Origin of the sequence: Streptomyces sp. NPDC020747 (assembly GCF_044334695.1) — a bacterium.
Lineage (GTDB): Bacteria > Actinomycetota > Actinomycetes > Streptomycetales > Streptomycetaceae > Streptomyces.
This window is the reverse complement of sequence record NZ_JBIRTJ010000011.1, coordinates 82193-107559: the sequence shown is the minus strand read 5'-3', so window position 1 is coordinate 107559 and position 25367 is coordinate 82193. Positions and strand designations below refer to the sequence as shown.

At 71.2% G+C, this 25367-nt stretch carries 25 protein-coding genes; 9 read left to right on the top strand and 16 right to left on the bottom strand.

Translation table 11 applies throughout. From position 1 onward, the window contains the following. Positions 1–35: 35 nt before the first annotated feature. The 7 genes from ACH4YP_RS27585 to ACH4YP_RS27555 are packed head-to-tail and all read right to left on the bottom strand — an operon-like array spanning position 36 to position 6126. Positions 36–830 carry an alpha/beta fold hydrolase gene (locus ACH4YP_RS27585; RefSeq protein WP_361057052.1) on the bottom strand — a complete coding sequence of 265 codons (795 nt, stop codon included), beginning with the start codon at positions 828–830 and terminating at the stop codon, positions 36–38. Next, entirely contained in the window at positions 827–2017 is a 1191-nt protein-coding gene (locus ACH4YP_RS27580; RefSeq protein WP_398493115.1) for an LLM class flavin-dependent oxidoreductase, read from the bottom strand. Before ACH4YP_RS27580 ends, ACH4YP_RS27585 begins: the two co-directional genes overlap by 4 nt. Then, positions 2007–3029 carry a 4-hydroxy-2-oxovalerate aldolase gene (gene dmpG / locus ACH4YP_RS27575; protein ID WP_361057057.1) on the bottom strand — a complete coding sequence of 341 codons (1023 nt, stop codon included), beginning with the start codon at positions 3027–3029 and terminating at the stop codon, positions 2007–2009. Before dmpG ends, ACH4YP_RS27580 begins: the two co-directional genes overlap by 11 nt. Next, complete coding sequence (locus tag ACH4YP_RS27570; RefSeq protein ID WP_398493113.1) at positions 3026–3967, bottom strand: acetaldehyde dehydrogenase (acetylating); 942 nt, start codon at positions 3965–3967, stop codon at positions 3026–3028. The genes dmpG and ACH4YP_RS27570 overlap by 4 nt, the downstream gene beginning before the upstream one ends. Further along, positions 3964–4770, bottom strand: coding sequence for a 2-keto-4-pentenoate hydratase (gene mhpD / locus ACH4YP_RS27565; RefSeq protein ID WP_398493111.1), 807 nt, complete (start codon positions 4768–4770; stop codon positions 3964–3966). The genes ACH4YP_RS27570 and mhpD overlap by 4 nt, the downstream gene beginning before the upstream one ends. Beyond that, positions 4767–5102, bottom strand: a complete 336-nt coding sequence (gene fdxA / locus ACH4YP_RS27560) for a ferredoxin (RefSeq protein ID WP_361057066.1) — start codon at positions 5100–5102, stop codon at positions 4767–4769. Before fdxA ends, mhpD begins: the two co-directional genes overlap by 4 nt. 1 nt (position 5103) lies before the next feature. Next, the gene (locus ACH4YP_RS27555; protein WP_398493109.1) at positions 5104–6126 is read right to left on the bottom strand and encodes an NAD(P)/FAD-dependent oxidoreductase; all 1023 of its coding nucleotides are present in this window, start codon (positions 6124–6126) and stop codon (positions 5104–5106) included. A 140-nt stretch (positions 6127–6266) separates the two neighbouring features. Between ACH4YP_RS27555 and ACH4YP_RS27550 the strand changes: the two genes are divergently transcribed. Continuing rightward, positions 6267–7241, top strand: a complete 975-nt coding sequence (locus tag ACH4YP_RS27550) for an ABC transporter substrate-binding protein (protein ID WP_398493107.1) — start codon at positions 6267–6269, stop codon at positions 7239–7241. Here ACH4YP_RS27550 and ACH4YP_RS27545 read toward each other — a convergent pair. The 7 genes from ACH4YP_RS27545 to ACH4YP_RS27515 all read right to left on the bottom strand — a co-directional run bounded on the left by ACH4YP_RS27545 (position 7177) and on the right by ACH4YP_RS27515 (position 13515). Continuing rightward, positions 7177–7635: an acyl dehydratase gene (locus ACH4YP_RS27545; protein WP_398493105.1), complete on the bottom strand. Its 459-nt coding sequence runs from the start codon at positions 7633–7635 to the stop codon at positions 7177–7179. The two genes, ACH4YP_RS27550 and ACH4YP_RS27545, sit on opposite strands and share 65 nt — an antisense overlap. Beyond that, positions 7632–8147 carry a MaoC family dehydratase N-terminal domain-containing protein gene (locus tag ACH4YP_RS27540; protein ID WP_398493104.1) on the bottom strand — a complete coding sequence of 172 codons (516 nt, stop codon included), beginning with the start codon at positions 8145–8147 and terminating at the stop codon, positions 7632–7634. Before ACH4YP_RS27540 ends, ACH4YP_RS27545 begins: the two co-directional genes overlap by 4 nt. Positions 8148–8149: 2 nt before the next feature. Next, entirely contained in the window at positions 8150–8962 is an 813-nt protein-coding gene (locus ACH4YP_RS27535; protein ID WP_398493102.1) for an IclR family transcriptional regulator, read from the bottom strand. A 27-nt stretch (positions 8963–8989) separates the two neighbouring features. Further along, on the bottom strand, positions 8990–9850 hold the full coding sequence (locus ACH4YP_RS27530) for an alpha/beta fold hydrolase (protein WP_398493100.1): 861 nt from the start codon (positions 9848–9850) through the stop codon (positions 8990–8992). Continuing rightward, complete coding sequence (locus ACH4YP_RS27525; RefSeq protein WP_398493098.1) at positions 9847–10803, bottom strand: catechol 1,2-dioxygenase; 957 nt, start codon at positions 10801–10803, stop codon at positions 9847–9849. Before ACH4YP_RS27525 ends, ACH4YP_RS27530 begins: the two co-directional genes overlap by 4 nt. Next, complete coding sequence (locus tag ACH4YP_RS27520) at positions 10800–12191, bottom strand: deacylase (protein ID WP_361057088.1); 1392 nt, start codon at positions 12189–12191, stop codon at positions 10800–10802. Before ACH4YP_RS27520 ends, ACH4YP_RS27525 begins: the two co-directional genes overlap by 4 nt. A gap of 115 nt (positions 12192–12306) precedes the next feature. Beyond that, complete coding sequence (locus ACH4YP_RS27515; protein ID WP_398493096.1) at positions 12307–13515, bottom strand: Rieske 2Fe-2S domain-containing protein; 1209 nt, start codon at positions 13513–13515, stop codon at positions 12307–12309. Between the two features lie 191 nt (positions 13516–13706). On the opposite strand from ACH4YP_RS27515, the gene ACH4YP_RS27510 reads away from it, so the two are divergent. From ACH4YP_RS27510 to ACH4YP_RS27480, 7 genes are all read left to right on the top strand, one after another. After that, positions 13707–13928, top strand: coding sequence for a hypothetical protein (locus ACH4YP_RS27510; protein ID WP_361057094.1), 222 nt, complete (start codon positions 13707–13709; stop codon positions 13926–13928). Beyond that, positions 13928–14797: an ABC transporter ATP-binding protein gene (locus ACH4YP_RS27505; protein WP_361057097.1), complete on the top strand. Its 870-nt coding sequence runs from the start codon at positions 13928–13930 to the stop codon at positions 14795–14797. The genes ACH4YP_RS27510 and ACH4YP_RS27505 overlap by 1 nt, the downstream gene beginning before the upstream one ends. After that, the gene (locus tag ACH4YP_RS27500; protein ID WP_398493093.1) at positions 14794–15612 is read left to right on the top strand and encodes an ABC transporter permease; all 819 of its coding nucleotides are present in this window, start codon (positions 14794–14796) and stop codon (positions 15610–15612) included. The genes ACH4YP_RS27505 and ACH4YP_RS27500 overlap by 4 nt, the downstream gene beginning before the upstream one ends. Beyond that, positions 15609–16574 carry a zinc-binding alcohol dehydrogenase family protein gene (locus ACH4YP_RS27495; RefSeq protein ID WP_398493092.1) on the top strand — a complete coding sequence of 322 codons (966 nt, stop codon included), beginning with the start codon at positions 15609–15611 and terminating at the stop codon, positions 16572–16574. The genes ACH4YP_RS27500 and ACH4YP_RS27495 overlap by 4 nt, the downstream gene beginning before the upstream one ends. Positions 16575–16648: 74 nt before the next feature. Next, positions 16649–17515: an alpha/beta fold hydrolase gene (locus tag ACH4YP_RS27490; RefSeq protein ID WP_398493398.1), complete on the top strand. Its 867-nt coding sequence runs from the start codon at positions 16649–16651 to the stop codon at positions 17513–17515. Between the two features lie 29 nt (positions 17516–17544). Next, the gene (locus tag ACH4YP_RS27485) at positions 17545–19902 is read left to right on the top strand and encodes a CoA transferase (protein WP_398493090.1); all 2358 of its coding nucleotides are present in this window, start codon (positions 17545–17547) and stop codon (positions 19900–19902) included. Positions 19903–19931: 29 nt separating this feature from the next. Continuing rightward, positions 19932–21449 carry an AMP-binding protein gene (locus ACH4YP_RS27480; protein WP_361057110.1) on the top strand — a complete coding sequence of 506 codons (1518 nt, stop codon included), beginning with the start codon at positions 19932–19934 and terminating at the stop codon, positions 21447–21449. On the opposite strand, the gene ACH4YP_RS27475 is transcribed toward ACH4YP_RS27480, so the two are convergent. Next, the gene (locus ACH4YP_RS27475; RefSeq protein ID WP_398493088.1) at positions 21418–22374 is read right to left on the bottom strand and encodes an SGNH/GDSL hydrolase family protein; all 957 of its coding nucleotides are present in this window, start codon (positions 22372–22374) and stop codon (positions 21418–21420) included. The two genes, ACH4YP_RS27480 and ACH4YP_RS27475, sit on opposite strands and share 32 nt — an antisense overlap. Positions 22375–22569: 195 nt before the next feature. Here ACH4YP_RS27475 and ACH4YP_RS27470 point away from each other — a divergent pair, with 195 nt between their 5' ends. Next, the gene (locus tag ACH4YP_RS27470; RefSeq protein WP_398493086.1) at positions 22570–23835 is read left to right on the top strand and encodes an MFS transporter; all 1266 of its coding nucleotides are present in this window, start codon (positions 22570–22572) and stop codon (positions 23833–23835) included. On the opposite strand, the gene ACH4YP_RS27465 is transcribed toward ACH4YP_RS27470, so the two are convergent. Further along, positions 23822–25216, bottom strand: coding sequence for a pyridoxal phosphate-dependent decarboxylase family protein (locus ACH4YP_RS27465; protein ID WP_398493084.1), 1395 nt, complete (start codon positions 25214–25216; stop codon positions 23822–23824). The two genes, ACH4YP_RS27470 and ACH4YP_RS27465, sit on opposite strands and share 14 nt — an antisense overlap. Between the last annotated feature and the right edge of the window lie 151 nt (positions 25217–25367).

Here is a 25367-nt window from a genome sequence, read left to right as displayed (position 1 = left end):
GATCCGGTGGAGCCGGCCATGTGCCGTGGGCTGTCTCAGCCGCGAGCCGTCCATTCCAGCACGACCTTCGCGAACTCCTCGGGCAACTGCTCGGGTACGGGGACATGGCCGCCGGAGAGGACCCGGGTCTCGCAGCCGAGGGCCGCGGCGAACTTCTCCAGCCCGGGCAGCGAGTAGTGGTCCCCCGGGGCACAGACGGCGAGCGTACGGGCGGTGATGTGCGGCAGCCGCTGGTCCATGCCGTACCGCCGGACCGCCACGTGCCCCTCCTCCACCCGGTCGAGCACGGTCAGCGCGTCGACCATGAACCGGTTCAGAGCGGCCTCCTGGCCTTCCTCGTAGAAGCCGCGGCGCCGGTTCCACAGCTCCAGCAGGTGTGAGCCGTCCGGCTTGGCGACGACATGGTCGACGGGTTTGCGCTCGGCCGCCGTACGGCGTTTCTCGTCGTCGATGAAGGGCGTGGCCGAGAGCAGCAGGCTGGCGACACGGTCCTGGTAACGGGCGGCGAGCTCCACCGCGACGACTCCGCCGGTGTGGTGCCCGACCAGATGGAAGCGTTCCAGCCCCAGGGCTTCGACGAGGGCGCCGGCGGCGTCGGCGAAGAGCTCGATGGAGTGCGGTCCCGCCGGTTTCGCGGAGGCGCCGAAGCCCAGGGTGTCCATGGCGACGGCCCGGTGCGTGGCGCCGACCAGGGGGAGCACGTCGAGGTACTCGGTCCAGGAGCGCGGCGTCTGGTGGAGCAGCAGGACGGGCTCGCCGGTGCCGCACTCCACATAGTGCAGCTGCCCGAAGGGGCTGGGTGCGTAGCCTCGTCGCAGGGTGTCCGTCATCTGGGGTCCGCCTTTCCAGGAGTGGAGGGGGAGAGGGCCGGCAGCACCGACTCGCCGATGGCCTCGATGAGTTCGGTGGGCGGATCGTACGAGCCGACGTGCTGGAGCAGGACGCCGGTGACCCCGTCGGCGTGCAGGGCGCGAAGGCGTTCCGCGATCCGGGCCGGGGTGCCGAAGAGGCAGAACTCCTCGGCGAAGCGGAGCGCGTTCTCGTCGCTGATCCAGGCCGAGCAGATCTCGACGGCCCTGGGCCAGTCCTCGGCGTGCACCAGGTCCGGGTAGACCCCCTCGACGTGTGCCGGTACGTCGACGTCGATCCCCGCGAGGGCGAGGAAGGGCGCTCCGCCGTTCTGGGCGATCGCCGCGCAGATCGGCTTGAGGAGTTGCGCCTCGGCCGCGATGTCGTCGGTGACCGCGCAGAACGCGGACACGGTCAGCGGTATCGCGTCGGCCGCGCGGCCCGCAGCCTTGGCGCCTTCCCGGACCCGGGCGGTGGCACTCGTGAGGGTGGCGGGCGAGATGCCGCTGAGGAGGATCACACCGTCGGCGATCTCTCCGGCGAGCCGCAGGTTCCTGGGCCCGCTCGCGGCAAGGTGGAGCGGCACGCCGGGTCCGGGGTCGCGCAGCCGCGAGCGGACCTTGCCCTCGAACTCCCACTCCTCGCCGTCCAGCAGGGCGCGCAGCATGCCCAGGCCCTCGCGCATCTGCGCCGAGGTCGTCTGCCGGAGGCCGACGGGACCGACCGAGCTGTTGCCCACGCCGAGACCGAGCCTGAACCTGCCGGGCGCGAGTTCGGCCACGCTGCGGGCGGCCGAGGCGACGACGGCGGGGTGCCTCGTCGCCAGGTTGGTGACCGCCGTACCGAGGCCGATTCGTTCGGTGCCCAGGGCCGCGGCGGTGAGTGTGGTGAACACGTCGCGCCACAGTAGTTGTGAGTCGGGGAACCAGGCGTCGTCGAAGCCGAAGGTTTCCGCGCGGCGGACTGTTTTGACCACGTGGTCGGCTCGGTCGCATGGGGGGATGCGGATGCCTACGCGCAGCGGGGGTCGGTTGGCGCTCGTCGCGTCCTGCGGAGCCCTCGGCTGCGCCGAGGGCTCCGCCGGAAGGGTTGTTCGATGACTGCGGGTCGGCTGTTGCTGGGTGCGCAGTTCCCCGCGCCCCTTGCGGGGCGACTCCTCAGCGGTCATTTCTGCCGCCCTTCGCCGCCAGGTCCAGGGCCACGTCCGTGATCATGTCCTCCTGGCCGCCGACCATCCGGCGGCGGCCGACCTCGACGAGGATGGCTCGCGTGTCCAGTCCGTGGCGGGTGGCCGCGGTCTCGGCGTGGCGGAGGAAACTGGAGTACACGCCCGCGTAGCCGAGGCTGAGGGTCTCGCGGTCGACGCGTACGGGCCTGTCCTGGAGCGGGCGTACGAGATCGTCGGCCGCGTCCATGAGCGGGAAGAGGTCGCAGCCGTGCTCCCAGCCCATCAGGTCGGCCACCGCGACGAACGCCTCCAGGGGGCAGTTGCCGGCCCCGGCACCCTGTCCGGCGAGCGAGGCGTCGACGCGGGTGACGCCGTTCTCCACGGCGACCACGCTGTTGGCGACGCCCAGGCCCAGGTTGTGGTGGGCGTGGATGCCCAGTTCGGTGTCGGGGGACAGGACGTCACGGTAGGCGCGGAAGCGGTCGCGTACGCCGTCCATGGTGAGACGGCCGCCGGAGTCGGTGACGTACACGCAGTGCGCGCCGTAGGACTCCATCAGCTTGGCCTGGCGGGCCAGTTCGGCCGGTTCGGCCATGTGGGACATCATCAGGAACCCGGCGACGTCCATGCCCAGCTCGCGCGCGGCGGCGATGTGCTGGGCGGAGATGTCGGCCTCGGTGCAGTGGGTGGCGACCCGAACCGAGCGGATGCCCAGCGAGTGGGCCTGTTTGAGGTCGTGGACGGTGCCGATGCCGGGCAGCAGGAGGGTGGTCGGGATCGCCCGGTGCACGGCGCCGACGACCGCCTCGATCCACTCCCAGTCGGTGTGCGCGCCCACTCCGTAGGTGATGCTGGAGCCCGCGAGTCCGTCGCCGTGGGAGACCTCGATGGCCGTGACTCCGGCCGCGTCGAGAGCGGTGGCGATGCTGCTGGCCTGGTCGACGGTGTAGCGGTGGCGGATGGCGTGCATGCCGTCCCGCAGGGTCACGTCCTGCACATACAGAGCGGTCACTTGGTTGCCTCCGCACTCTGGTGGGCGGCCAGGCGTTCCGCGGTGCGCAGCGCGGCCGAGGTCATGATGTCGAGGTTGCCGGCGTAGGCGGGCAGGTAGTGGGCGGCGCCCTCGACCTCCAGGAACACCGACACCTTCAGTGGTGTGGCGCCGACGGGCACGAGCGCCCGCAGCGGGTCGTCGGTGCCGACCTGCTCGAACTGCACCTTCTGCTTCAGGCGGTAGCCCGGCACATAGGCCTGAACGCGTCCGACCATCTCCTCGACGGATGCGGTCACCGCCTCCTCGTCGCAGGCGGAGACCAGGCAGTGCACGGTGTCCCGCATGATCAGCGGCGGTTCGGCCGGGTTGAGCACGATGATCGCCTTGCCGCGGGTCGCGCCGCCGACCCTCTCGATCGCGGAGGCGGTGGTCTCCGTGAACTCGTCGATGTTGGCCCGGGTGCCGGGACCGGCGGAGCGGGAGGCGATCGAGGCGACGATCTCCCCGTAGTGCACAGGAGTCACGGCCGAGACGGCGGCGACGACCGGGATCGTGGCCTGTCCGCCACACGTCACCATGTTGACGTTCGTGCTGTCGAGATGGGCGTCGGCGTTGACCGGCGGCACCACGTACGGGCCGAGCGCGGCCGGTGTGAGGTCGACGACCGTGCGGCCGAGACCTCGCAGCACATGGTCGTGGCGGCGGTGGGCGCCCGCCGACGTGGCGTCGAAGACGATCCGGACGTCGGCGAACTCGTCGAGAGTGATCAGACCGTCGACGCCCTCGTGCGTGGTGGCGACCTTCAGCCGGCGGGCGCGGGCCAGGCCGTCCGACTCCGGGTCGATGCCGGCCATCGCGGCGATCTCCAGCTCCTCGGACAACCGCAGCACCTTGATCATGAGATCGGTGCCGATGTTCCCGGAGCCGATGACGGCCACCTTCGTACGGGTGCTCATGACCTGTCTCCCTCCGTCGTGGTCTCCGCCGCGAACTCCACTGACACCCGGCCGAGTTGGCTGATGCGTGCCTCGAACCGGTCACCCGGGGCGACGACCGCCATCGGCCCGAGGGCTCCGGTGAGCACGACGTCCCCGGCCCGCAGTGGATCGCCCACGCCGGCCAGGGTGGAGGCGAGCCAGGCCGCCGCGTTGAGCGGGCTGCCCAGGCAGTCGGCGCCGGTGCCCTCGGAGACCACCTCGCCGCCCCGGGTCATCGTCATCCGCACGCCCCGCAGGTCAAGTCCGGTGAGTGGTACGGGAGTTCCCCCGAGGACGAACAGGCCGCTGGAGGCGTTGTCCGCGACCGTGTCCACGAGGCTGATGTCCCAGCCGGCGATCCGGCTGTCCACGATCTCCAGCGCGGGCAGCGCGAAGTCCGTCGCCCGCAGCACGTCGACCACCGTGCAGTCCCGGTGGGGGAGGTCGGCCTTGAGGACGAGGGCGACCTCCGCCTCCACCTTCGGCTGGATCAGCCGCCCGGCCGGGACCGATCCGGCCTCCGCCACCGCCATGTCGGCGAACAGCGTCCCGAAGTCCGGTTGGTCCACGCCGAGCTGGGCCTGTACGGCGGGTGAAGTCAGGCCGATCTTGCGGCCCACGATCCGGCGTCCGGCCGCCAGGCCGCGCTCGACGTCCACACGCTGTACGGCATAGGCGGCCTCCACGCCGGTGACGTACGTGCGTATCGGAGCGCACGGCGTGTTCGTCCGCGCGGCCTCCCGCAGTTCGTCGGCCGCCTTGGTCACCTCCGCGGCGGTCATCGTGCGCCGCCCGCGGTGGAGGTGACGAGCAGGGTGTCGACGCCCACGGGGCCGAGGGCGGTCGCCCCACCCGGTGTGCCCAGCGGTCCCTCACGCCCCGGCAGCGGCTCCTCGAAGAAACGGCGGTTGTCCGCGCGGAACTCCGGCTCGGCGAGGCGGTCGACCGCGATGGCCTGTTCCGGACAGGCCGTCTCGCAGGCGCCGCAGTCGATGCACTCCACCGGGTTGATGTAGAGCTTGCGCTCGCCCTCGTAGATGCAGTCGACCGGACACTCCTCCATACAGGACCGGTCCATGATGTCGACACAGGCCGACCCGATGACGTACGCCATGTCAGTTCTCCTTGTCCGTGGAGTGCCCGGGGAAGAGGGCCGCCTCCGGATCGATGACGGTGGCCGCGTTGTTGACCGCGGTGGCGACCTCACCGAAGCCCACGGCGATCACGCGCACCTTGCCCGGGTAGTCGGTGATGTCGCCCGCGGCGAACACGCGGGGCAGGTTGGTGGCCATCCGGGTGTCCACGGCGATCCGCCGCGCCCGGAGTTCCAGCTCCCAGTCCTTGAGCGGGCCGAGGTCGGCGATGAAGCCGAGAGCGGCGACGACGGTGTGGGCCGGCAGGAGCCGGGTGGCCTTCGTGGTGCGGTGCCGGACCTCGATCCGCTCGACCCGTGACGTCCCGTGCAGGGCGCTCACCTCTGAGTCGGTGATGATCTCGATGCCCAGTGCCCGTACCTTGTCCACGGTCGCCCGATGGGCCCGGAAGCGTTCCGTGCGGTGCACGAGCCGGACCGAGCGGGCGATCGGGGCCAGCGTCGCCGCCCAGTCGAAGGCGCTGTCACCACCGCCGACGACCACGACGTCCTGGTCGGTGTGATCGGCCGGGTCAGGCACGAAGTAGACCTGACCGCGGCCGAGATAGCCCTCGCCCGCGGGGAGCTGCCTGGGGGTGAAGGTCCCGACCCCGCCGGTGATCACAACTGCCCCGGCCCGCACGGCAGTTCCCTGGTCGCTGTGTACGACCGGCCGGCCGTCGGCCGCGCGGGTGAGGCGGAGTGCCCGATGGCCCAGGAGGTAGCGGGGACCGTACGGCTGCGCCTGGGCGACCAGGGCCTCGACCAGGTCGCGGCCGCGCACCGCAGGGAAGCCCGCGATGTCGAAGATGGGCTTCTCGGGGTACATTGCGCTGATCTGGCCGCCGCACTGCGGGAGGATGTCCATGACCGTGACGCTGAGTCCGCGGAAGCCCGCGCAGTAGGCGCCGTACAGGCCCGACGGGCCGGCGCCGATGATCAGGATGTCGGTCTCGATCACCGACGACTCGTCCGGGGCGACCGGCTCATCAGTAGGAACGCTCATGGTCCAGGAGCGTATGGACGGGCCGACCACCGCCCAATGGAACCGGTCCGCCTGACGGGACGCGCCGCTTAGGCCGGGGCTCCAGCGGTGGGAGCGTGGCGCGAACACGACGCTTCCACCAGTCCGGGAGGACGAATCTCATGGATGCACTCAACGTCAGAAGGGGACGGCTGCCGGCCGTCCTCATGACCCTCGTCCTGTCCTCCGCGTGCACGGCGGGCGCGACGGACTCGGCGGGCGGGGCGGCGGGCAAGCCCACGGTACGTGTCGCCCTGGGCGTCGACGCCTCGTACGCCCCCTTCTACCTGGCCGAGGAACGCGGCCTGTTCGAGAAGGAGGGCGTGAACGTCGAGCTGGTGAAGACCGAGGGAGGCCCGGCGGCGACCGAGGCCGTGACGGCAGGCACCGCGCAGATCGCGGCCAACGCCGACTCCACCGCCCTCTCGCTCATGGTCGGCAGCCCCGGCCTGCGGGCGCTGGGCGTCTTCCAGTCCTCCGACCGCTATCTCAAGGTCGTCCTGCGGGACGGCATCAAATCGCCGAAACAGATCAAGACCATGGCGTCGATCGCGGGGCTCGGCCTCTACGCGACCCACTCGTATCTGCGCCACAACGGCATCGACCCGAAGTCCGTGAAGATCCTGCAGAGTTCACCGCCGGAGATCCCGGGGCTGCTGGAGCAGGGCTCGATCGACGCGTACGTCCTGTTCGAGCCGTGGGCGGCGCGCGGCGACGCGGCGGGCGGACACATCGCGGGGCGCATCGGCGACTTCGGGGTGAAGTACGTGCAGTGGCTGATCGCCGACCAGAAGTGGCTCAAGGGCAACGAAGAGGTCGCAGGCAAGGTCTTCAAGGCCGTGGCGGCCGCGGACAAACTCGTCACCGACGACCCCGACGCCGCGGCCAAGGCGTCCAACCAGCAGGTCAAACTGCCCGTGGCGGACACGAAGAAGGTGCTGCCGGAGATCACCTTCGCCGCTCGCGGCATCGACGACGCCGATGTGACCGAGTCCCGCAAGATCGTCGACTTCCTGCTGGCACAGAAGCTGATCAAGAAGTCGCCGGACCTCGAGACGGCTCTGCTGAAGGGCTGGTACGAGCAGCACGGCAAGTGAGGTCGACGTGCCCTGTGACGCAGGGAGCGCCGTCGTCCCGGAGCACGGAGACGTCGAGCGTCACCCGCACCCCTGAGTCGCAGGGCGCGACCGTACGTACGGTCGCGCTCCAGGTGAGCGGTTCACCGGCCACGGCGGTCGTGACGTTGCGCCAGCTCACCGACTCCAGGCACGCGTTCGACCCGGCCCACTCCAGCGCGTACCGGGTGAGCGTCTGGCCGTGCAGCGTCGACTGCACGACCACGTCGGAGAAGCCCTCCGACGCGGCGAACTCCGCGTCGTAGTGGATGCGGTGGGAGTTCCACGACACGGCGCTGAACCGGAACAGCTGCAACCTGCTGTGGGTGTAGCGGCGCGGTGGGCAGACATCGCCGACGGCGGCAGGGGTGTTCACGCGGCGGTTCCCTTCGGGAGGGCGTCCAGGACGACGATCGTCTCGTCCACGGCGGTCAGTTCGGCCCCGTCCGTCGAGGTGAAGCGGGTGGTGAGGCCGAGGAGCACGAAGTCGCCGGACCGGCCGTGCTTGCGCTCGGCCGAGGTGACCGCACGCGACGCGGTGACCCGGGTGCCCGCGAGCGGGGCCCGGGTCAGGCGTACCGACTGTCCGCCGTGCACCTGGCGGACCGGGAGGCCCTGGGTGCACGGCGACTCCCTGACGGCCAGGCCGTCAGGCCGCAGCTCGTCCTCGGCGGGCCCGTCCTCCCAGCTCATGGTCGCCGCGAGGAAGAGCGGTGGAGCCTCGACCGGTTCCCCGGCCGCCTCAAGGGCCCGCGCCCGCCGCAGATAGCCGACGTCGTCGACCGCCGCCGCGTACCGGCAGAACTCCTTGACGGTCACCGTGCCGCAGTCCTCGTCCTCCCACCGGCCGATGAGGCCACGGGCCCGGGACAGTACGTCGTCCAACACGTTCACAGGGCGGCCCGCAACGACCGGCCGATGCCCAGGCCCGCGGCACGCAGCGCGCTCGCGTGCGCGGCGGCGTCCATCCGGTAGGTGGGAGCGGTGATGGACAGTGCGCCCGCCGGTGTCTCCTGCCGGCCGAAGACCGGCACGGCCATGCTCATGTAGCCGAGGCGGATCTCCTCCGCCTCGGTGGCGATGCCCTGCTCCCGGATCCGTTCCAGTTGACCGCGCAACAGACCGGGTGAGGTGATGGTGCGGCGCGTGAACGGTTTCAGCCCGTGCCTGACCACCTCACCGAACAGCGTGGCGGGGGAGAAGGCGAGGATCGCCTTGCCGGTGGCGGTGCAGTACAGCGGAAGCCGGCCCGCCACCCGCGACTCCTCGCTCAGCCCCCGGTGGGGCAGGATCTTCTCCAGATAGACGACGTCGAGCCCGTCGTGGATCGCGAAGTGGATGGTCTCCCGCGTGGCCAGCAGGAGATCCTCCATGTACGGCTGCGCCACCTCGCGCAGGATCCGCTGCCGGTGCACCCGCTGGCCGATCTCGAACAGCCTCAGACCGAGCCGGTAGTTGCAGCCCGCTCTCTCCAACAGCCCCCAGACGACCAGCTCCTGACAGAGCCGGTGCACGGTGGCCTTCGCCACGCCCGTACGGCGTACCAGGTCGGCGAGGGAGAGGGCGCTGTCGTCGACGGTGAACGCCTCAAGGATGGGCCGGACCTTGCCGAGGACGGAGTTCATCGGGTCGGGAAAGGGAGAGGCGGGCGCATCCGTGGACGCGGCGGGCGATACGGCGTGATCGATGGGGACGACGGTCATGGCAGGCACCTCACGACGACTCGAAGCTCACGATGACTCGGAGAGAAACGTCAGGCTCAGCGGGTTGTAGAGTTCGGCCTTCTCGTGCTGCGGCCAGTGCCCGCACTCGTTGAAGACCTCAAGGCGGGCCCCGGGAATCGCGGCGGTGATCGCCTCGGCCTCCGGGACGTCGCCGAGCGGGTTCTTGTTGCCCCACACCACCAGGGTCGGGGCCTTGATCCGCGCCATGCGGTCGGGGCGCAGCAGATTCCGCTCGCGGGCCTCGGGCTCCTGCAACGCCAGCAGGTTGTGCAGGTTCTCCTGGAAGTCGGGGTGGTGGTAGATCTCGTACCGCACCTGGGTCAGTTCCTCGCCCAACTCATCGTCCCAGTCGGCCCACAGCAGCCGCAGCCGCTCCCGGGTGTAGGAGATCTCCTCGTTGACGGCAGCGGCACGGGTGGAGGTCTTGAGCCGCTCCATCACCGCCGGGTTGACCTTCGTGCCGCCCATGCACAGCAGTTGGAGGGAAGCGACCCGGTCCGGGTACTCGCTCGCCGCCCAGGACCCGACCCAGCCGCCCAGCGACTCGCCGACCAGGTGCGCCCGTTCGGCGCCCACCGCGTCCAGGTAGGCCATCAAGTGGTCGACGTACGCGGGGATCTCACCCGGGCGGTCCGGCTTGCCGGTGTAGCCGTGGCCGAGCATGTCGATCGCGTGGCAGCGGTAGCCGGCCGAGGCGTGGGCCGGGATGTTGCGGACGAACGCCTCCAGATGGCCGGTCGTGCCGTGCAGGAAGACCACGTGCTCGCCGTCCTCGGGGCCGGCCTGGAGGGCGCGGGTGGTGACATCGCCGGTCTCGACGTACGCGTGGCGGTAGTCGATGCCCGACAGTTCGGTCCAGATGCTCATGACTGCCTTTCCTGGGGGTGTGCGGGGTCGAGGACGGCGACGGCCATCCCGGTGAGCCACTCGGGCATCGGTTCGTAGGCCAGCCGGCGGCCGGGGATGTGGTCGAGGACGGCCGACATCAGCAGCCAAGTACGCAGCTCCTGCGCCCCGTTGCCCGCGACCTTCTCCAGCTCCTCGGTGGAGTACGCGGCGATGTTCCGTATCTCGCCGCGCGTGACGCGGGACAGGAACTCCTCGTCGAACTCCGGGTTGAGCGAGGCCTCGGCGGCCCGGATGATCTCGCGGCGCCTGACGTCGTAGTCCTGCCAGTTCTCGCGACCGTTCAGCCAGGCGCCGACCATGAACTCCTCGTCGTCGCCCTGCGGCTCACGCCAGTCCGGCCAGGGCAGCCGGTGCGAGAGCCCGCCCGAGCCGACCACCGCGACCCGGCGGTCCTCGGGGAAGGCCAGTACGGCGTCCCGGATCGCCCGGCCCAGCTGCTCGCAGCGTCCGAGGGTGGGCAGGGGAGGGGCGAAGACGTTCACGACGATCGGTACGAGCTCCACGTCCAGGCCCTCCAGGAGGTACTGGATGGCATGCGACTGACCGTGGTCGATCTGCAGCCGCGCCGAGAAGGCCGGGTCGAAACCGCCGTCCTCCACAAGGGAGTTGGCGATGTGCCGGGCGAGGGGGATGTCGACCGGCTGTGGGCCCTTGGGGGTGCCGGACTCGCCGCTGGCGACGCACTCGCCGACGCCGATGGTGAAGCTGGGGATCAGGTCGAGCCAGAAGCCCCGGAAGTGGTTGGAGCCGACGAGGATCACCGTGTCGGGGCGGGCCGCGACGAGCGCCTCGCGCGCCTCGGCGAGCGCGTCCCGGAACCGCTCGGCACGGTCCTTGTGGAAGGTCTCCTCCCAGTGGGTGTTCATCAGCGTGCTGTGCGACGCGCCCACACCCAGGACGATGTCCGTCATGCCGGCTCTCCTTCCTGCTCCCACTCCGGTTCCAGCTCCGCGCGGGACCGGGTGACGGTGTCGACGGCCGTGCGGATCAGATGGCGTGTCAGCCTCTCCATGGCCCGTACGGAGACGGAGTTCATACCGCGCGCGAAGTCGATGTCGAACGGGGCGTCCGTGACCTTCGGCATCCCGACCCGCACGGTGGGGATGCCGCGTCCGCGCAGGATGTTGGCGTCCGTGGCACCACTGTTGCCCCGGACGACCTCGTGCTGGCGCCCTTCGAACGCCTCCCACGCGGCCGTCGCGCTGCGGCGGATCCAGTTGTCCGGATCGGTTCGTGTACCGGGGACGGCCAGGACCATCTCGGCGGTGACGTCGAGCCCGGGCGTCCTGGCGCGGATGGCGTCCAGGGCGGCGGCGAACTCCCGCTTGGCCCGCATCGGCGTCATGCCGGGGCCGATGCGCAGGTCCACCATGAGGGTGCAGGAGGCGGGCGTCACCGCCGCCATGCGCGGCCAGCCCCCGCGTACGGAGGCGACGATGCCCTGCGGCGCGACCGTTCCACCGGTGTGGCGCTCGGCGTACTGGACGAACCACTCCTCCAGCTGCCGGGTGACCTCACCGGCGCGGGTGATCGCGTTGTCGTACGGGAGCCGGTGGCGCGAGCCGACATAGGTGTGCGTGCCGCGGACGGTGACCTCGAACCAGACGAGGCCGACCTCCTCCCAGGACACCGTCCAGCCCGGCTTGGCGATGACCGCGTAGTCGGTCCACACGCCCTGTTCCAGGAGGAACGAACAGCCCACGCCCTGACCAGTGTTGAGCCTCGGCGTGCCCGGCCGCGCGTTGGTGGGCATGCCGCCCGCGCCGAACGCGGCCACCAGGTCGCCGGTGAGCGGGATCCCGGCCAGCGTGATCGCCTCGGCGGCCATCATCACGCAGGCGGCGTGCCCCTTCGGGTTGGAGGCGCCCAGGCCGACGACGAGGTCGTCGTACACGGTGGCCTGCGGGCGCATGTCGTCCCGCAGCTCCGGGCCGATCCAGGGGAGATCCTCGCTCTCCTCGCCCACGGTGAGGGTGTCGATGGGCGCGTACAGCATGAGGTCGGGGCCGGTGCCGTCGCCTTCGAGCCGGGCCCAGGCGTTGGCCTGCCGGTCGTCGAGGGGCTGGACCGAGGCCCGGCAGCCGGCGGCCGTGAGGGTGGCGGCGATGTGTTCGGCGAGTGGGGCCTCGTCCCCCGTGGGGCTGGGGATGTCGACGAGTCCCATGATGAGGTCGCGCAGCCGGTCGCCGGTGACGTGCCGCCAGGCGTCTTCGACCCAGCCGCGGCGGCGGTCGTCCAGGCCTGCCAGCCCGTCGGTGGTCAACGGCCGTTCCGCGTCCGCGAGTTCGGCGGCGCTCACTGGTTGATCCTGTGGACCTGGGTCATGGTCGTGCGCGCGAAGCGTTTCCTCGCGAGGGGAAGCCCGATCGCGATCCCGGCCCCGATCAGCAGCGTCAGCAGCGTGCGGCCCATGGTCAGTCCTCCTTCTCGTGGGTTCCGGCGCCGGCCAGCTTCTTGCCGTACTCCTCCTCGCTGAGGTTCCGCCAGGCGGTCAGCGAGATGTCGGGCCGGTAGAGCTTCTCCGGGGGCGCGTCGGTGATGTCGACCATCCACGCGTCCTGGCCGGAGAACTGGCCGTGGAACAGCCAGCGGATCGCGCCCAGGTACTTGGCGTAGAAGCGCAGGGTCTCCCAGCCCTCGGTGAAGTTGACCATCACGCCGACGTAGCGGTGGTTGTCCTCGTCGACCGGGACGTAGAACTCGTAGTGGATGAAGTTCGGGTAGGCGATGCGCAGCACGCCCGGCATGGACAGGGACGCGAAGCCGGGGAACTCCTGGGCCTCGATCGTCGGGTTGACCTTGTCGGCCTTGCCGGTGTTGCCGATGTTGAAGGTTTCCTTCGGCGGCTGGAACTTCCACCAGCGCTTGTTGGTCCAGTGACCCACTCCGGGGAAGTCGGCCTCCCAGTGGACGTCGTCCTGCACCCGGAAGATCCAGCGGCCCTTGGGTACGATCCGGGTGATGTTCCAGGTGGGCATGGGTTTGAACAGGCGCCAGAGTGCCGTGCGATGCAGGTACTTGGCGTGGCCCTCGTCGAAGCCGTTCTCGCAGGCGAAGCGCCAGTTGCCGCTGCGCGGGTCGATCCGGCCGCCCATCACGAAGGCGTTGGAGACGAGTTCCTCCGGCAGCTGCGAGTCGATCGGGTGCGGTTCCTCGTCGGCGAGGGGGATGTAGACCCACACCATGCCGAGCCGCTCCTCGACCGCGTACGTACGGACGGAGACCTTGCCGGTCAGCCGGCAGCCGGGCCCGTCGGTGATGACCGCGGCCAGCTTTCCGGTGGGCAGGTCGAAGGTCCAGCCGTGGTACGGGCAGCTCACCGTGCCGGGGAACTGCTGGTCGCCCTCGGAGAGTGGAACCCCGCGGTGCGGGCAGCGGTTGTGCAGCGCGTACGCCGTGCCGCCGTCCCGGATCAGGGTGATCTTCTCGCCGCAGATCGTGAACGGGAGCGGTTTGTCCGTGATCTGGCTGGACCAGGTGACCGGGTACCAGTAGCCGCGGAAACCCGCTCCGGCCGCGTCGTAGTGGGGCCACGACTTCCAGTCCTGCCGACCGGGCTCTGCCGGTCTGCGGCGGCTCCGGACAGGGGGCGGTGGTGCGTCGGGCGAGTCCTCGACCGTCATCGTGCGTGTCCTCCTGCTGCCGGGTGAACGGTGACTGCGAGCATGCTCGGACCGGTCGATCCGCCCAAGGGACCTGTCCCACTGAGCAGACCGAACGGTGCGGATGCCGGGAAAACACCAGGTGGCGGGTGTGGAGGCGGCCGCCGGCCGGACGGTTTCCCTCGCGTGTCCCGCTCAGCGGACCCCCGTCGATGCGTACGCGGTGCGGCGCGTTCTACGGTGCGCCCATCCCCGGGCCGCACCCCGACGAGCTGCCGGAACCGGCGGTCTCTCCCCCAACCACCGAGCCGATCACCGAGGTGCTCATGGAGAAACGCTCCAGCGCAGGCCGTCCGTTCGCCGGCCCCGCCGCACCCACCACCGCCGAGACCGTTCGGCGCGGGTGGTCCACCCAGCACACGAAGGGGTCGTGATGACCAAGGCCATCGAGACCGACCGCCTGGAGGCCGGCTCCGCGCCGGGGCGCGGCGCGGCGGTGTCCGTCGACGGCGTGGGTATCCGCTTCGGCTCCTTCCAGGCCGTATCGAACATCTCCCTGGACATCGCAGCCGGGGAGTTCCTCTGTCTGCTCGGTCCGAGCGGCTGCGGCAAGTCGACCCTGCTGTCCGCGATGGCGGGCTTCGAGGCCGTGTCCGAGGGCGACCTCCGCGTCGGCGGCACCCCGATCACCGGACCCCATCCCGGCCTTGGCATGGTGTTCCAGAGCAGCGAGGCGCTGTTCGACTGGATGACGGTGCGGCAGAACGTGGCGTTCGGCCCGCGGATGCGCGGTGCGACCCGCGCGGCCCAGACGAAGCTGGCCGACGAATACCTCGGCCTGGTCGGGCTGCGTCACTGCGCGGACCGGTTTCCCGGCCAGCTGAGCGGAGGCATGCGCCAGCGCGTGCAGATCGCCCGGGTACTGGCCAACGAACCGGGCGTCGTGCTGATGGACGAGCCGTTCGGGGCGCTCGACGCGCAGACCCGGCAGGTGATGCAGGAGGAGACGGACCGCATCTGGCGTGCCTCGGGCTGCACCGTCGTCTTCGTCACCCACGACATCGACGAGGCGATCCTGCTGGCCGACCGGATCGCCGTCATGACGGCGGGCCCGGCGGCCTCGGTCAAGTCCGTGTACCCAGTGGACCTGCCCCGGCCACGGGAGGAGGCCGACCCGGCCGCCGCCGAACTCCGCCGCGCACTGCGGGCGGACATCGGCGAGGAGGTCCGCAAGGCCCTCCGCGACCAGGGCCTCGACCAGGGGCTGGACCAAGACGTCGACCTGAAGGGCAGCGTCCGATGACCGTCGCCGCGGCAGGCGCCGCCACCCCCCAGACCCGGCGACGCCCGGTCGGGACGACAGCGAGGAACCTGCGGGCGTTCGGCGTGTACACGCTGTCCGTCCTCATCGGAGTCGGCGTCTGGCAACTGCTGGCGATGTCGTACGGCTCCACCCTGGTCGCCTCTCCCCGGGAGACGCTCACCGCCGCCGAGGAGCTGGCGCGCGACGGCACACTCGCCAACTCGGTCGTCGCCTCGGGTCGCCGGATCCTGATCGGCTGGGGACTCGGCGTACTCGTGGGCGTACCGGTCGGCCTGCTCGTCGGACAGATAAGGATCGTGCGGCAGCTCCTGGAGCCGTACATCGAGTTCTTCCGGTTCATCCCGCCGGTCGCCTTCGTGACCCTGGCCGTGGTGTGGCTGGGCATCGGCGAGTCGTCGAAGGTCGTCCTGATCTTCTACACGGCCGTCTTCATCGTCACCCTGAACACGAGTGCCGGTGTGATGGCGGTCAGCGAGTCGAAGCTGCGCGCCGCGGCGAGCCTGGGCGCGAGCCGACGGCAGATCCTGCAAGGGATCGTGCTGCCGTCGACCGTGCCGCACATCGTCACCGGGGCCCGGCTCGCGATGGGCAACAGCTTCCTGACCATCGTCTCCGCCGAGATCGTCGCCGCCCAGGTCGGGCTCGGATCGCTGATCTGGACCTCCCGCAACTACGGGCGGATCGACTGGGTCTTCGTCGGAATCATCACCCTGGGAATCCTCGGGTTCGTCTTCGACCGGGTACTGCGGATCGTCGCCTCCCGGGTCCTGCGCAGGTACGGAGTGAAACTGTGAACGAAGTCGTCGGCGGCCGGACGTCACGTGCCCTGGTCCTGGAGCGGTTCGGCTCGCTGCCGCGGCTGCTGGAACGGACGGTGCCGGAGCCACGGCCCGGCCACACCCTCGTACGGATGCGGGCGGCCCAGGTCGGCCATCTCGACCTCAACATCGTCGACGGGAGGTTCGGTGTCCTGCCGGAACTTCCGGCCGTGCCCGGCACCACCGGGTGCGGGATCGTGCTCGCCTCGGACACACACCCCGTGGGCAGCCTGGTCAGGCTCGGCGGCAAGGGGCTCGGCATGCGGCGGGACGGCTGCTGGGCGGAGCACGCACTCGTACCGGACGCCGCCGCGGAGGTGGTCCCGCAGGACCTGGACCCCGCCCTGGCGTGCAGCTACTTCTCACCGGCCGGCACGGCCTGGGCCTCCGTGCACACGGTGGCGGCGGTACAGCCGGGGGAGCGGGTCATGGTCACCGGCGCGGCGGGTGCCGTCGGCGCGCTGACGGCACAGGTCGCGGCACGGGCCGGGGCCGAGGTGGTCGGAGTGGTCGGTCGACCGGCCAAGCTCGGCCATGTCCCCGCTCCCGCGAAGGCGGTTCTGGCGGCCGACCTGTCCGCGGAGTCGATCGGCGGCCCGGTCGACGTGCTCATCGACACCGTGGGCGGCCCGGTACTGCGCGACGCCCTCCCGCTGGTACGGCCACGCGGACGCGCCGCGCTCGTCGGCTACACCGCGGGCCGGGAGTTCGGCGTGGATCTCGCGGACTTCCTGCTGGCCGACGTGGCGCTGCTGCCCGTCAACCTGATGACGCGGGGCAAGGAGGTCGCCGCGGACGCCGAGCGGCTGCTGGCCGAACTCCGGGCGGGCACGCTGACCTTGGCGATCGAGCGTCACGGCCTCGACGAACTGGCGGAGGCCGCCGAGCGGCTGCGTACCGGAGAGGCCATCGGCAAGGTGGTCCTCGATCTCGACTGAACCGCCGGCCCGCTCAGCAGACCGGTCCACTTGGGCGGAACCAGCCGCCATCACACCATCGGAGCATGGAACACATGGATCTTATGGACATCCAGGCGCCCCCGGAGGGCAGCTACGCGGAAGCGGACGGCGTCAAGTACCACTACGTCGAGCTGGGGGAGGGCAGCCCGACCGTCTTTCTGCACGGCGGCGGCCCCGGGTGCACCGGCTGGTCCGACTTCGGGCAGGTGGCGCCCCTGTTCGCCGCGGACCGTCGGTGCCTCCTGGTCGACATCCTGCAGTACGGGAAGTCCGCGAAGCCCGTCATCGAGGGCCCCATGTGGGACTACCACGCGGCCAAGATCGTGGCACTCCTCGACACCCTCGGCATTGAGCGCGCCGACTTCGTGTGCAACTCGTGGGGCGGCACGATCGCGCTCAACCTGGCTGCCAAGTACCCTGAGCGCGTACGGTCGTTGGTGATCACCGGCAGCATGCCCGTCTTCCACGGCCCGCTCGCCCCGCTCCCGGAGGACGGCCGCCGCGGACGCAACGCCCGGGACGTGTACTACGGCGGCACCGGCCCCTCGTGGGAGAAGATGCGCGAACTGATCGCACGCCTGGAGTGGTACGACGCCGACGCCATCCCCGACGGCACGGTGACGCTCCGCTTCGAGCAGAGCCTGGATCCCGAGGAGACCGCGCTGGCCGGCGCCTCGGACAACCCGCGCGGCGACTGGCAGGACCTCACCGTCGAACTCGGCCTCATCGCCGCGCCGACGCTCTTCCTGTGGGGCATGTACGACGCGTTCCTGACCCCGGACTACCCGCTGATGCTGGCCCGCATGGTCCCCAGGGGCAACCTGCACATCATGAGCGAGGCCTCCCACCATCCGCAGGAGGAACGGCCGTACGACTACCACAGCGTGGTCACGGGCTTCCTGAACCAGCAGCACAACTGAAGCTCAAACCGACTCTCCGTGGAGGAAACGTGAGCGAGCCGGCTCCGCGTGTCGTCGAACTGTCCAGCCCGTTCGCCCGGTTCGCCGGCAGGCTGCTCGTCGGGCTCGGGCACGAGGTGGTGCTGGTCGAGCCCCCGGAAGGCGACGGGACCCGCCGCGAACAGGGCGGTGACGCGTTCGTCCACTGGCACGCCGGAAAGCGCTCGGTGACCATCGACCTGGCCGCGCCCGACGGAACCGCGCAGCTGCGCCGACTGCTGCGGGGCGCCGACATCCTGCTCGACGGCACCGCGGACGGCGCGGAGGAGGCCGCCGAGGGACTCGAACAGCTCGTGCACGTCCGCGTCACCCCGTTCGGGCTGGTGGGTCCGCGAAGCGACTGGCAGGGCACCGACCTCGTGGTGGCCGCGCTCGGCGGGATGCTCGCGCAGGTCGGTGACCCCGACGGTCCGCCGCTGCGGCTCCCGGAGAACCAGGCCGAGCAACTCGCGGGCGTCAACGCAGCGATCGCCGCCCTGCTCGGCCTGCGCGCCCGGCGCCGCGGACCGGGACAGCTCATCGACGTCTCAGCGCAGGCGTGCGTGGCGGCGGCCCTGGAGGCCGGAGCCCTCGCCTACCTGCACGAGGACCGGGTCCCGCCGCGCCCCGGCAGAGTGCATCCGCTGGTCCCGCACGGGCTGTTCCGCGCGGCCGACGGCCACCTCGGCGGAGGGCTCGGCGGCAGCCCCCGCATGTGGGACGCGCTGCTCGGCTGGCTGCGCGAGGAGAAGGCGGACGCCGACCTCGCCGAGCCGCGCTGGCAGGACCCGGTCGAACGCAAGAAGCACCAGGACCATGTCTTCAAGGTCGTCCAGGACTTCGTGGGCGCCCGGCCGAAGGCCGAGTTCGCCCGGCAGGCCCAGGCCAGAAAGCTGCCCTGGGCCGCCGTGGACCTGCCCCACGAACTCCCCGACAACCCGCAGCTCGCCGCCCGCGACTTCTTCACCCGGGTCACGACACCCGACGGGGAACGGACCGACCTCGGCTTCCCCTTCGCGTTCCCCGAAGGCCGCCGCAGGACGGAACTCGTCGCGCCAGGCCTGGGGGACGGCCAGGACCTGCTCGACGATCCGCCCCACGCGGCGCGTACGGAACCGGCATCAGTATCAGCACCGGAACCGGCGACCGACGAACCCGTACGGCCCGCCCTGGACGGCGTCCGCGTCCTGGACCTGACCTGGGTGCTCGCCGGCCCGTACTGCACCAAGATCCTCGCCGACCACGGCGCCGAAGTGATCAAAGTCGAGTCCGCGGGCCGCCCGGACCCCACGCGGTTCGCACCCTTCATGCACCTCTCCCGGGGCCCCCACACGGACCCGAACACCAACGGCTACTTCAACGAGGTCAACCGGAACAAGCAGAGCATCGCCCTGGACACCCGCACCGAGGAGGGCGTCGCCGTACTGCGCGACCTCATCGCCCACTGCGACGTCGTCGTGGAGAACTTCAGCTCCACGGTCATGACCAAGCTCGGCCTGGGACACGAGGCACTGCGCGCGATCAACCCGGACATCGTGTACGTCAGCATGTCGGGCATGGGACACACCGGCCCGCGCAACGGCTGGGTGTCGTACGCGGACACCGTGTCGGCGAGTTCGGGGCTGACCGGGCTGACCGGCTGGGGGCCGGACGACGTGGTCGGGGTGATCTACGGCCACGGAGACATCGTGGCGGGCCTCCAGGCGGCGCTCGCCACGATCGCCGCGCTGGAACACCGTGCCGAGACCGGGCGCGGCCAGCACGTCGACCTGTCCCAACTGGAGGCGATCGCGGCCCACATGGGCACGAGCCTCCTCAGTGGGAAGGCAGTGGGGCCGGCCGGAAACACCCACCCGGCATGGAGCCCGCAGGGCGTGTACCGATCCCTGGGCGCCGACCGCTGGCTGGCCGTCAGCGTGCGCGACGACACCGAGTGGACGGCCCTCTGCGAGGTCATCGGCCGCCCCGAACTCGCCACCGACGAGCGGACCCGTACCGCCGAGGCCCGCAGGCGTGAGTCCGCACTGGTCGACGGCGCGCTCGGCACCTGGGCCCGCACGATGTCCGCCGACGCCGCGGCCGAACTGCTCCAGGCACGCGGCGTCCCCGCCGGAGCCGTGCAGGACGGCCGCGAACTCGTCGAACACGACCCGCAGTTGCGGGCCCGCGGCTTCTACGTGAGCAAGGACCATCCGGTGGCGGGAGCCTTCCTCCACGAGGGCGTGCCGATCACCCTCACCCGTACACCCGGTGGCGTCCGCGAGCCCGCGCCCGTACTCGGCGCCGACACCGACGCGGTACTGCGCGAGGTGGCGGGACTGACCCCGGAACGGATCCAACACCTGCGCGCCGACGGTGTGTTGAGGTGATCGGCCGGCCTGGTGTCCCGGTGAGAGCCATGACAGTGCCGGGACTCCTGGCCGCGGCCGCCGAGGAGTTCGGCGACCGGGTCTTCCTGCGTGTGGGGGACGTGACACGGACGTACCGGCAGTCGCTCGGGGCGGCGGCCGAGACGGCGGGAGCCCTCGTGGCGCGCGGGTGCCGTCCGGGCGACCGCGTCGCCGTCATGACCGGCAACCGGATCGAGTTCGTCGACCTGATACTGGGTTGCGCCTGGCTCGGCGCGGTCCTGATACCGCTGAACACCGGCCTGCGCGGCCAGGGACTCCGGCACATCCTGAGCGAGGCGGAGCCGTCCTTCCTGCTCGCGGAGGCCGAGTCGGCGGAGCGGGCCGTCGAGGCCGGCTTCCGCGGCACGCTGTGGGTCGTGGGCGAGGACGACGTCCCGGCACCGGGTGAGGCCCCGGCCGTCCCGTCGGCACAGGCCCGCCCGGAGGACACCGTCTTCGTCCTGTTCACCTCGGGAACCACCGGGATCCCGCGCGGCGTGCGCTGCCCGCACGCCCAGACCGTGTGGTGGGGCCGCAACGTCGCGGACTCGCTGCGCCTCACCGCCGACGACGTGCTCCACACGTGCCTCCCGCTGTTCCACACCAACGCCCTCAACACGCTCGCGCACGCCATGACCGTGGGCGCGACCTGCGTCATCGGGGAGCGGTTCTCCGCCACGCGGTACTGGGACCAGGTGGCCGAGGCCGGTGCCACAGCCGTGTACCTGCTCGGCGCGATGGCGCCCATGCTGCTGGCGCAGCCGCCCGGCCCGCACGACCGGGCACACCGCGCCTGGCGCGGTCTCTCACCGGCCACGCCCGCCTCCGCGTGGCAGCCGTTCCGCGAGCGCTTCGGCGTCACCCTCGTCGACGGTTTCGGCTCCACGGAGACGAACCTCGTCATCGGCTCGACCCCGGAGGCCCAACGCCCCGGCCGCATCGGCACGTTGCGCGCCGGCTTCTCCGCCCGCGTGGTCGACGAACACCTTGCTCCCGTCCCGGACGGCACAGCCGGAGAGCTGGTCGTCCGCAGCCATCGGCAATTCGTCTTCTCCACCGGCTACTTGGGAGACCCCGAACGGCATCCCGCCTCCTGGCGACGTACCGGCGATCGCGTGATCCGCGAACCCGACGGCTCGTACCGTTTCGTCGACCGGGTCAAGGACGTCATCCGCCGCCGCGGCGAGAACATCTCCTCCTACGAGGTGGAGTCGGCGGTCCGCTCGCATCCCGCGGTCGCCGATGCCGCCGCCTTCCCGGTGGCCTCCGAACTGGCGGAGGACGAGGTCATGGTGGCGGTGCTGCCGCGACCGGGCAGCGTCCTGGACCCCCACGACCTGGTACGCCACTGCGAGCGCGAGCTGCCCGCCTTCGCCGTGCCCCGGTTCATCGAGACCGTCCCGGAGTTGCCGCTCACCGAGACCGGCAAGGTGCGCAAGGCCGTACTGCGTGAACGGGGCGTCACGGCCGGCACCTGGGACCGGTCCGCAGGGGTCAGTCCAGCTGTGAGGCCACTGCCCGGGTGATCGCCCGCGTGATGCGCAGGACGCCCGGGGAGCGGACCGGGCAGGGTTTGGGTGTCGAGGTGGTCGGAGCCATGCAGAAGTGCAGGTAGTCGTCGTCACGGTGCAGGGCCGTACGGCCGCTGCCCGGCTGGGTGCAGTACGGCGTGTGCTCGCGTTCGTACGCGGTGCACGGCAGGTACTGGGTCCAGGTGTAGCGGGCCGAGGCCGCGCTGACCGCCCTGCCGGCATCCGCGAGCAGGTCCCCGGAGGCGGCGGCCTGCCGCTCGTAGATCGTGTTGACGCGGCGGACCCGGTCCGGAGTGATGGGGTCCGGACCCTGGAGCACCCAGACGACCTTCGGGCGGCTCCCGCCCGCCGCGCCCGCGATCTGGTCGGTCAGCCGCCGCGCGTCGGCGGTGTAGCGCGCGAGGTACCTGTCCCGCGCCTTGTCGTAGGTGATGCCGTCCATGCACGGCGTGTAGCCCCACGCGTTGCCCCAGAACTGCAGCACCACGAAGTCCGGCCGCAGCGTACGCACCAGCGCGGCGGCCTTGTCCTTCGGCGGTACGAGGGAGTCCTCGGCCGTGCCCTCCAGGTAGTCGCAGAGGGTGGTGCCCGAGTAGGGGGCGCTGGTGTAGCGGGCCCTCAACTCGTCGCGCATCAGGCCGCCGAGGACCTTCTGGTTCTCCATGGCGAGGGAGTCACCGAGGTAGAGGACGGTGGGGCGGGCGCGCTGTGAAGGTGCCGCGGTGCCCGTCCCGGCCCCGGCACCTGTCTCGCTCTCGCTCTCGGCTTCGGGGGTGGCGGCCGGTCGCTGATGCGTGGTCGAGGAGGCCTTCGGCGCCGAGGGAACGGGAGCCGCGGACTCGGGTCCGGACGAGGGGTCCCCGCACGCGCCGAGCAGCAGCACCCCGGCCAGCACCCCGACCATCCACGGCTTGCGCATACGGCAACTCCCGCCCCGGCCACCGGAAAACGGCCCCCAGACAAGCACAGCGGGACCCAGGGGGGAAGGGCCGTTCAGGCCTCGGCCCGTCCGGAGACGGGCCGGACCAGACCGCGACAATGTAGCTTCGCTTAAGGCAATGTGGAGAACTCTTCACTTGTGCTGCGCTGTCGAGGTCGGGCACGGTTGTGGATCATGCAGCCCAACTCCCCATGGCAGACGGCCGACTTCAGGACGCTCTTCAGTGCGACCGCGCTCAGCCAGCTCGGCACGAACGTCAGCTATGTCGCCGTCCCGCTGATCGCCGTGACCGAACTCGACGCGAGCCCCGGCCAGATCGGCGCCCTGGCCACATTGAGCACGCTTGCCTTCCTGCTCATCGGCCTGCCCGCCGGAGCCTGGGTGGACCGGATGCGTCACCGCAGGGTGCTGATCGCGGCCGACCTGGCGCGGGCCGCGCTGTTCGCCTCCGTCCCGCTGGCCTGGTGGCTGGACGCGCTCACGCTGGGCCAGTTGTACGCCGTCGTGCTGCTGAACGGCTGCGCCACCGTGTTCTTCGACGTCGGCTCCCAGAGCACCCTGCCCGGACTCGTCGGCCGCGACGTCCTCGTGCAGGCCAACGCCGCCATGATGAGCCTCATGGCCGTGAGCAACGTGGCCGGCCGGAGCGCGGGCGGCACGCTGGTCCAGTTCCTCACGGCACCGGTCGCCGTTCTCTGCACGGCGGGGAGCCATCTGGCCTCCGCCCTCCAGCTCACCCGGGTCCGCCCTGATCAGGCGCCACTCGCGCAGGGCCGGACGTCCGGACTGCGCAAGCAGATCGGCGAGGGGGTCCGCCACGTCTCGGGCAACGCGGAGTTGCGTGCCCTGGCGCTCACCGCCGCCCTCACCAACCTCGGCTCGCAGATCATCAACACCATGCTCCCCGTACTGTTCGTCCGCGAACTCGGCCTGCCCGCAAGCGCGTTGGGCCTGTACTGGGCGGCGGGCGGCGTCGGCCTCCTGCTCGGCGCCCGCTGCGCCCGCCCCCTCGCCGGGCGCCTCGGCTACGGCCGCACCCTCGGCGTCATGGGCCTGTGCCTCGCGCCCGCCGGACTGCTCGTCCCACTCATCGACCGCGGACCGTGGCTGTGGCTCGCGGGCGCCGGGGGAGTGCTCGTCCTGTTCAAGACGGGCGTGGACAACGTGCTCGGAGTGAGTCTGCGTCAGCGGATGACGGCGGACGCGCTTCTCGGCCGAATGAACGCGACGTTCAGGTTCGTCCTCACCGGTGCCCTCGCCGTCGGCGCGGCGGTGGCGGGGCTGATCGGTGAACTGGCCGGGGTGCGCGCCACGTTGTGGGTCGGCGCCGCACTGCTCGCCACGGCCTTCCTGCCGGTGTTCCTCTCGCCGGTCCGCGGACGCCGTGAACTGCCCGACGAACAGCCCCTGATGGCAGCGGCACCCGTCACAAAGAGCTGACCGCGCGCTCCAGGGCAGCCGCCACCCGGTCCGTGTCGGCCTCTGTCGTACGCCAGTTGCTGAACGCGGCCCGCAGCGCGTGCGTCCCCTCGTAGAAGGTCGGCGTCATGAACGCCTCGCCGGACTCGGCGACGGCCCGGCCCAGCGCGTGCACCCGCTCCCGGGTGGCGTCCCCGTCGAGCGTGAAGCAGACGACGTTCAGCCGGACCGGCGCCAGCAGCCGCAGGCCCGAGGCGTCCGCGATCCGGCCACCGAGGCGCCTGGCGAGCGCGACGTTCCGCTCGACGATCTCCCGGTGTCCTGCGCGACCGTACGCGGCGAGCGAGAACCAGGCCGGGAGCGCGCGCAGCCGACGCGAGTTCTCGGGCGTGAGGTGCACGAAGTCGGGCTCGCCGGTGGGCAGTCCGAGATACGGCGACGCGTTGTGGAAGACCCGCACCTGGAGGTCCCGGTGGCGGGTGAACTGCACGGCCGCGTCGTAGGGGACGTTGAGCCACTTGTGCAGATCGACGCAGACCGAGTCGGCGGCGTCGAGGCCGTCGGTCAGCTGCGCGTGCTCGGGGGACAGCGCGGCGAAACCGCCGAAGGCGGCGTCCACGTGCAGCCAGAAGTCGTACCGTTCCTTGAGCTCCGCGATCGCCCGCAGGTCGTCGAAGTCGACCGTGTTCACGGTCCCGGCGTTGGCCACGACGACGGCCGGGCGCCCGTCCAGCTCGTCGAGCGCCTCGGCCAGCCGCGCCACGTCGACGGCTTCCCGGCCACCGGGCAGCACCGGCACCGTACGCAGCCGGTCGCGGCCGATGCCCAGGACGGACAGGGCCTTGGGGATGCTGGAGTGGGGGCTGCCGGACAGTACGTCGACCGGCCCGAGGGCGGCGACTCCCGCCTCGGACACGCAAACGCCCAGGCGATCGCCCAGCCACTCCCGGGCGAGGGCCAGCCCGACGGTGTTCGAGACGGTCGCACCGGTCACGAGCGCGCCGCTGTGCGCCTCGCCCAGTCCGAACAACTCCCGCAGCCAGCCCAGCGTCTCGTGCTCCAGCGCCGTCGCCGACGAGTCGCCGGTGCCCGTGGCGTTCTGGTCGTACGCACTGGTCAGCCAGTCCCCGGTGAGCGCGGCCGGGGTCGCGCCCCCGGTGACGAAGCCGAGATAGCGCGGGCCCGCGGAGGCGGAGAACCCCGGCGCCCACCGCTCGGCGAACCGCGCGAGCGCACCCTCGGCGCCGACGCCCCCGGCCGGCAGCGGCTCGGCGTCCGGAGCCTTGCCCAGGTGGGCCACGGGCCGTGCTTCGAGCCCCGACACCTCACGGGCGGCGAAGTCACGGGCGGACTGGAGGAGTTCGGGGAGCCGGGAGAGGTCGTCGGCGAGTACGCGGTCCATGAGCGGCAGCGTAGGCGGGCGCCCGCACGGAAATCCCGGTCCAGTCGGGGGAAACTGGCTCCTTGTGGGAGCGCGCGCCGCCACCGAGCTCGATGACCATCGCCAGATCCTGCGGACCTGACCGTCGCCGGATCCGGCCGATGCGGCGGAA

Bases quoted from the DNA above. Each gene is read 5' to 3' on its own strand.
- ACH4YP_RS27530 (WP_398493100.1), bottom strand. From the start codon at position 9,850: ATGAGCATCTGGACCGAACTGTCGGGCATCGACTACCGCCACGCGTAC.
- ACH4YP_RS27490 (WP_398493398.1), top strand. From the start codon at position 16,649: ATGGATCTTATGGACATCCAGGCGCCCCCGGAGGGCAGCTACGCGGAA.
- mhpD (WP_398493111.1), bottom strand. From the start codon at position 4,770: ATGACCGCCGCGGAGGTGACCAAGGCGGCCGACGAACTGCGGGAGGCC.
- ACH4YP_RS27480 (WP_361057110.1), top strand. From the start codon at position 19,932: ATGACAGTGCCGGGACTCCTGGCCGCGGCCGCCGAGGAGTTCGGCGAC.
- ACH4YP_RS27550 (WP_398493107.1), top strand. From the start codon at position 6,267: ATGGATGCACTCAACGTCAGAAGGGGACGGCTGCCGGCCGTCCTCATG.
- ACH4YP_RS27525 (WP_398493098.1), bottom strand. From the start codon at position 10,803: ATGACGGACATCGTCCTGGGTGTGGGCGCGTCGCACAGCACGCTGATG.
- ACH4YP_RS27475 (WP_398493088.1), bottom strand. From the start codon at position 22,374: ATGCGCAAGCCGTGGATGGTCGGGGTGCTGGCCGGGGTGCTGCTGCTC.
- ACH4YP_RS27535 (WP_398493102.1), bottom strand. From the start codon at position 8,962: ATGACCGTCGTCCCCATCGATCACGCCGTATCGCCCGCCGCGTCCACG.
- ACH4YP_RS27585 (WP_361057052.1), bottom strand. From the start codon at position 830: ATGACGGACACCCTGCGACGAGGCTACGCACCCAGCCCCTTCGGGCAG.
- ACH4YP_RS27505 (WP_361057097.1), top strand. From the start codon at position 13,928: ATGACCAAGGCCATCGAGACCGACCGCCTGGAGGCCGGCTCCGCGCCG.
- ACH4YP_RS27515 (WP_398493096.1), bottom strand. From the start codon at position 13,515: ATGACGGTCGAGGACTCGCCCGACGCACCACCGCCCCCTGTCCGGAGC.
- ACH4YP_RS27500 (WP_398493093.1), top strand. From the start codon at position 14,794: ATGACCGTCGCCGCGGCAGGCGCCGCCACCCCCCAGACCCGGCGACGC.
- ACH4YP_RS27555 (WP_398493109.1), bottom strand. From the start codon at position 6,126: ATGAGCGTTCCTACTGATGAGCCGGTCGCCCCGGACGAGTCGTCGGTG.
- ACH4YP_RS27580 (WP_398493115.1), bottom strand. From the start codon at position 2,017: ATGACCGCTGAGGAGTCGCCCCGCAAGGGGCGCGGGGAACTGCGCACC.
- ACH4YP_RS27470 (WP_398493086.1), top strand. From the start codon at position 22,570: ATGCAGCCCAACTCCCCATGGCAGACGGCCGACTTCAGGACGCTCTTC.
- ACH4YP_RS27570 (WP_398493113.1), bottom strand. From the start codon at position 3,967: ATGAGCACCCGTACGAAGGTGGCCGTCATCGGCTCCGGGAACATCGGC.
- fdxA (WP_361057066.1), bottom strand. From the start codon at position 5,102: ATGGCGTACGTCATCGGGTCGGCCTGTGTCGACATCATGGACCGGTCC.
- ACH4YP_RS27465 (WP_398493084.1), bottom strand. From the start codon at position 25,216: ATGGACCGCGTACTCGCCGACGACCTCTCCCGGCTCCCCGAACTCCTC.
- ACH4YP_RS27510 (WP_361057094.1), top strand. From the start codon at position 13,707: ATGCGTACGCGGTGCGGCGCGTTCTACGGTGCGCCCATCCCCGGGCCG.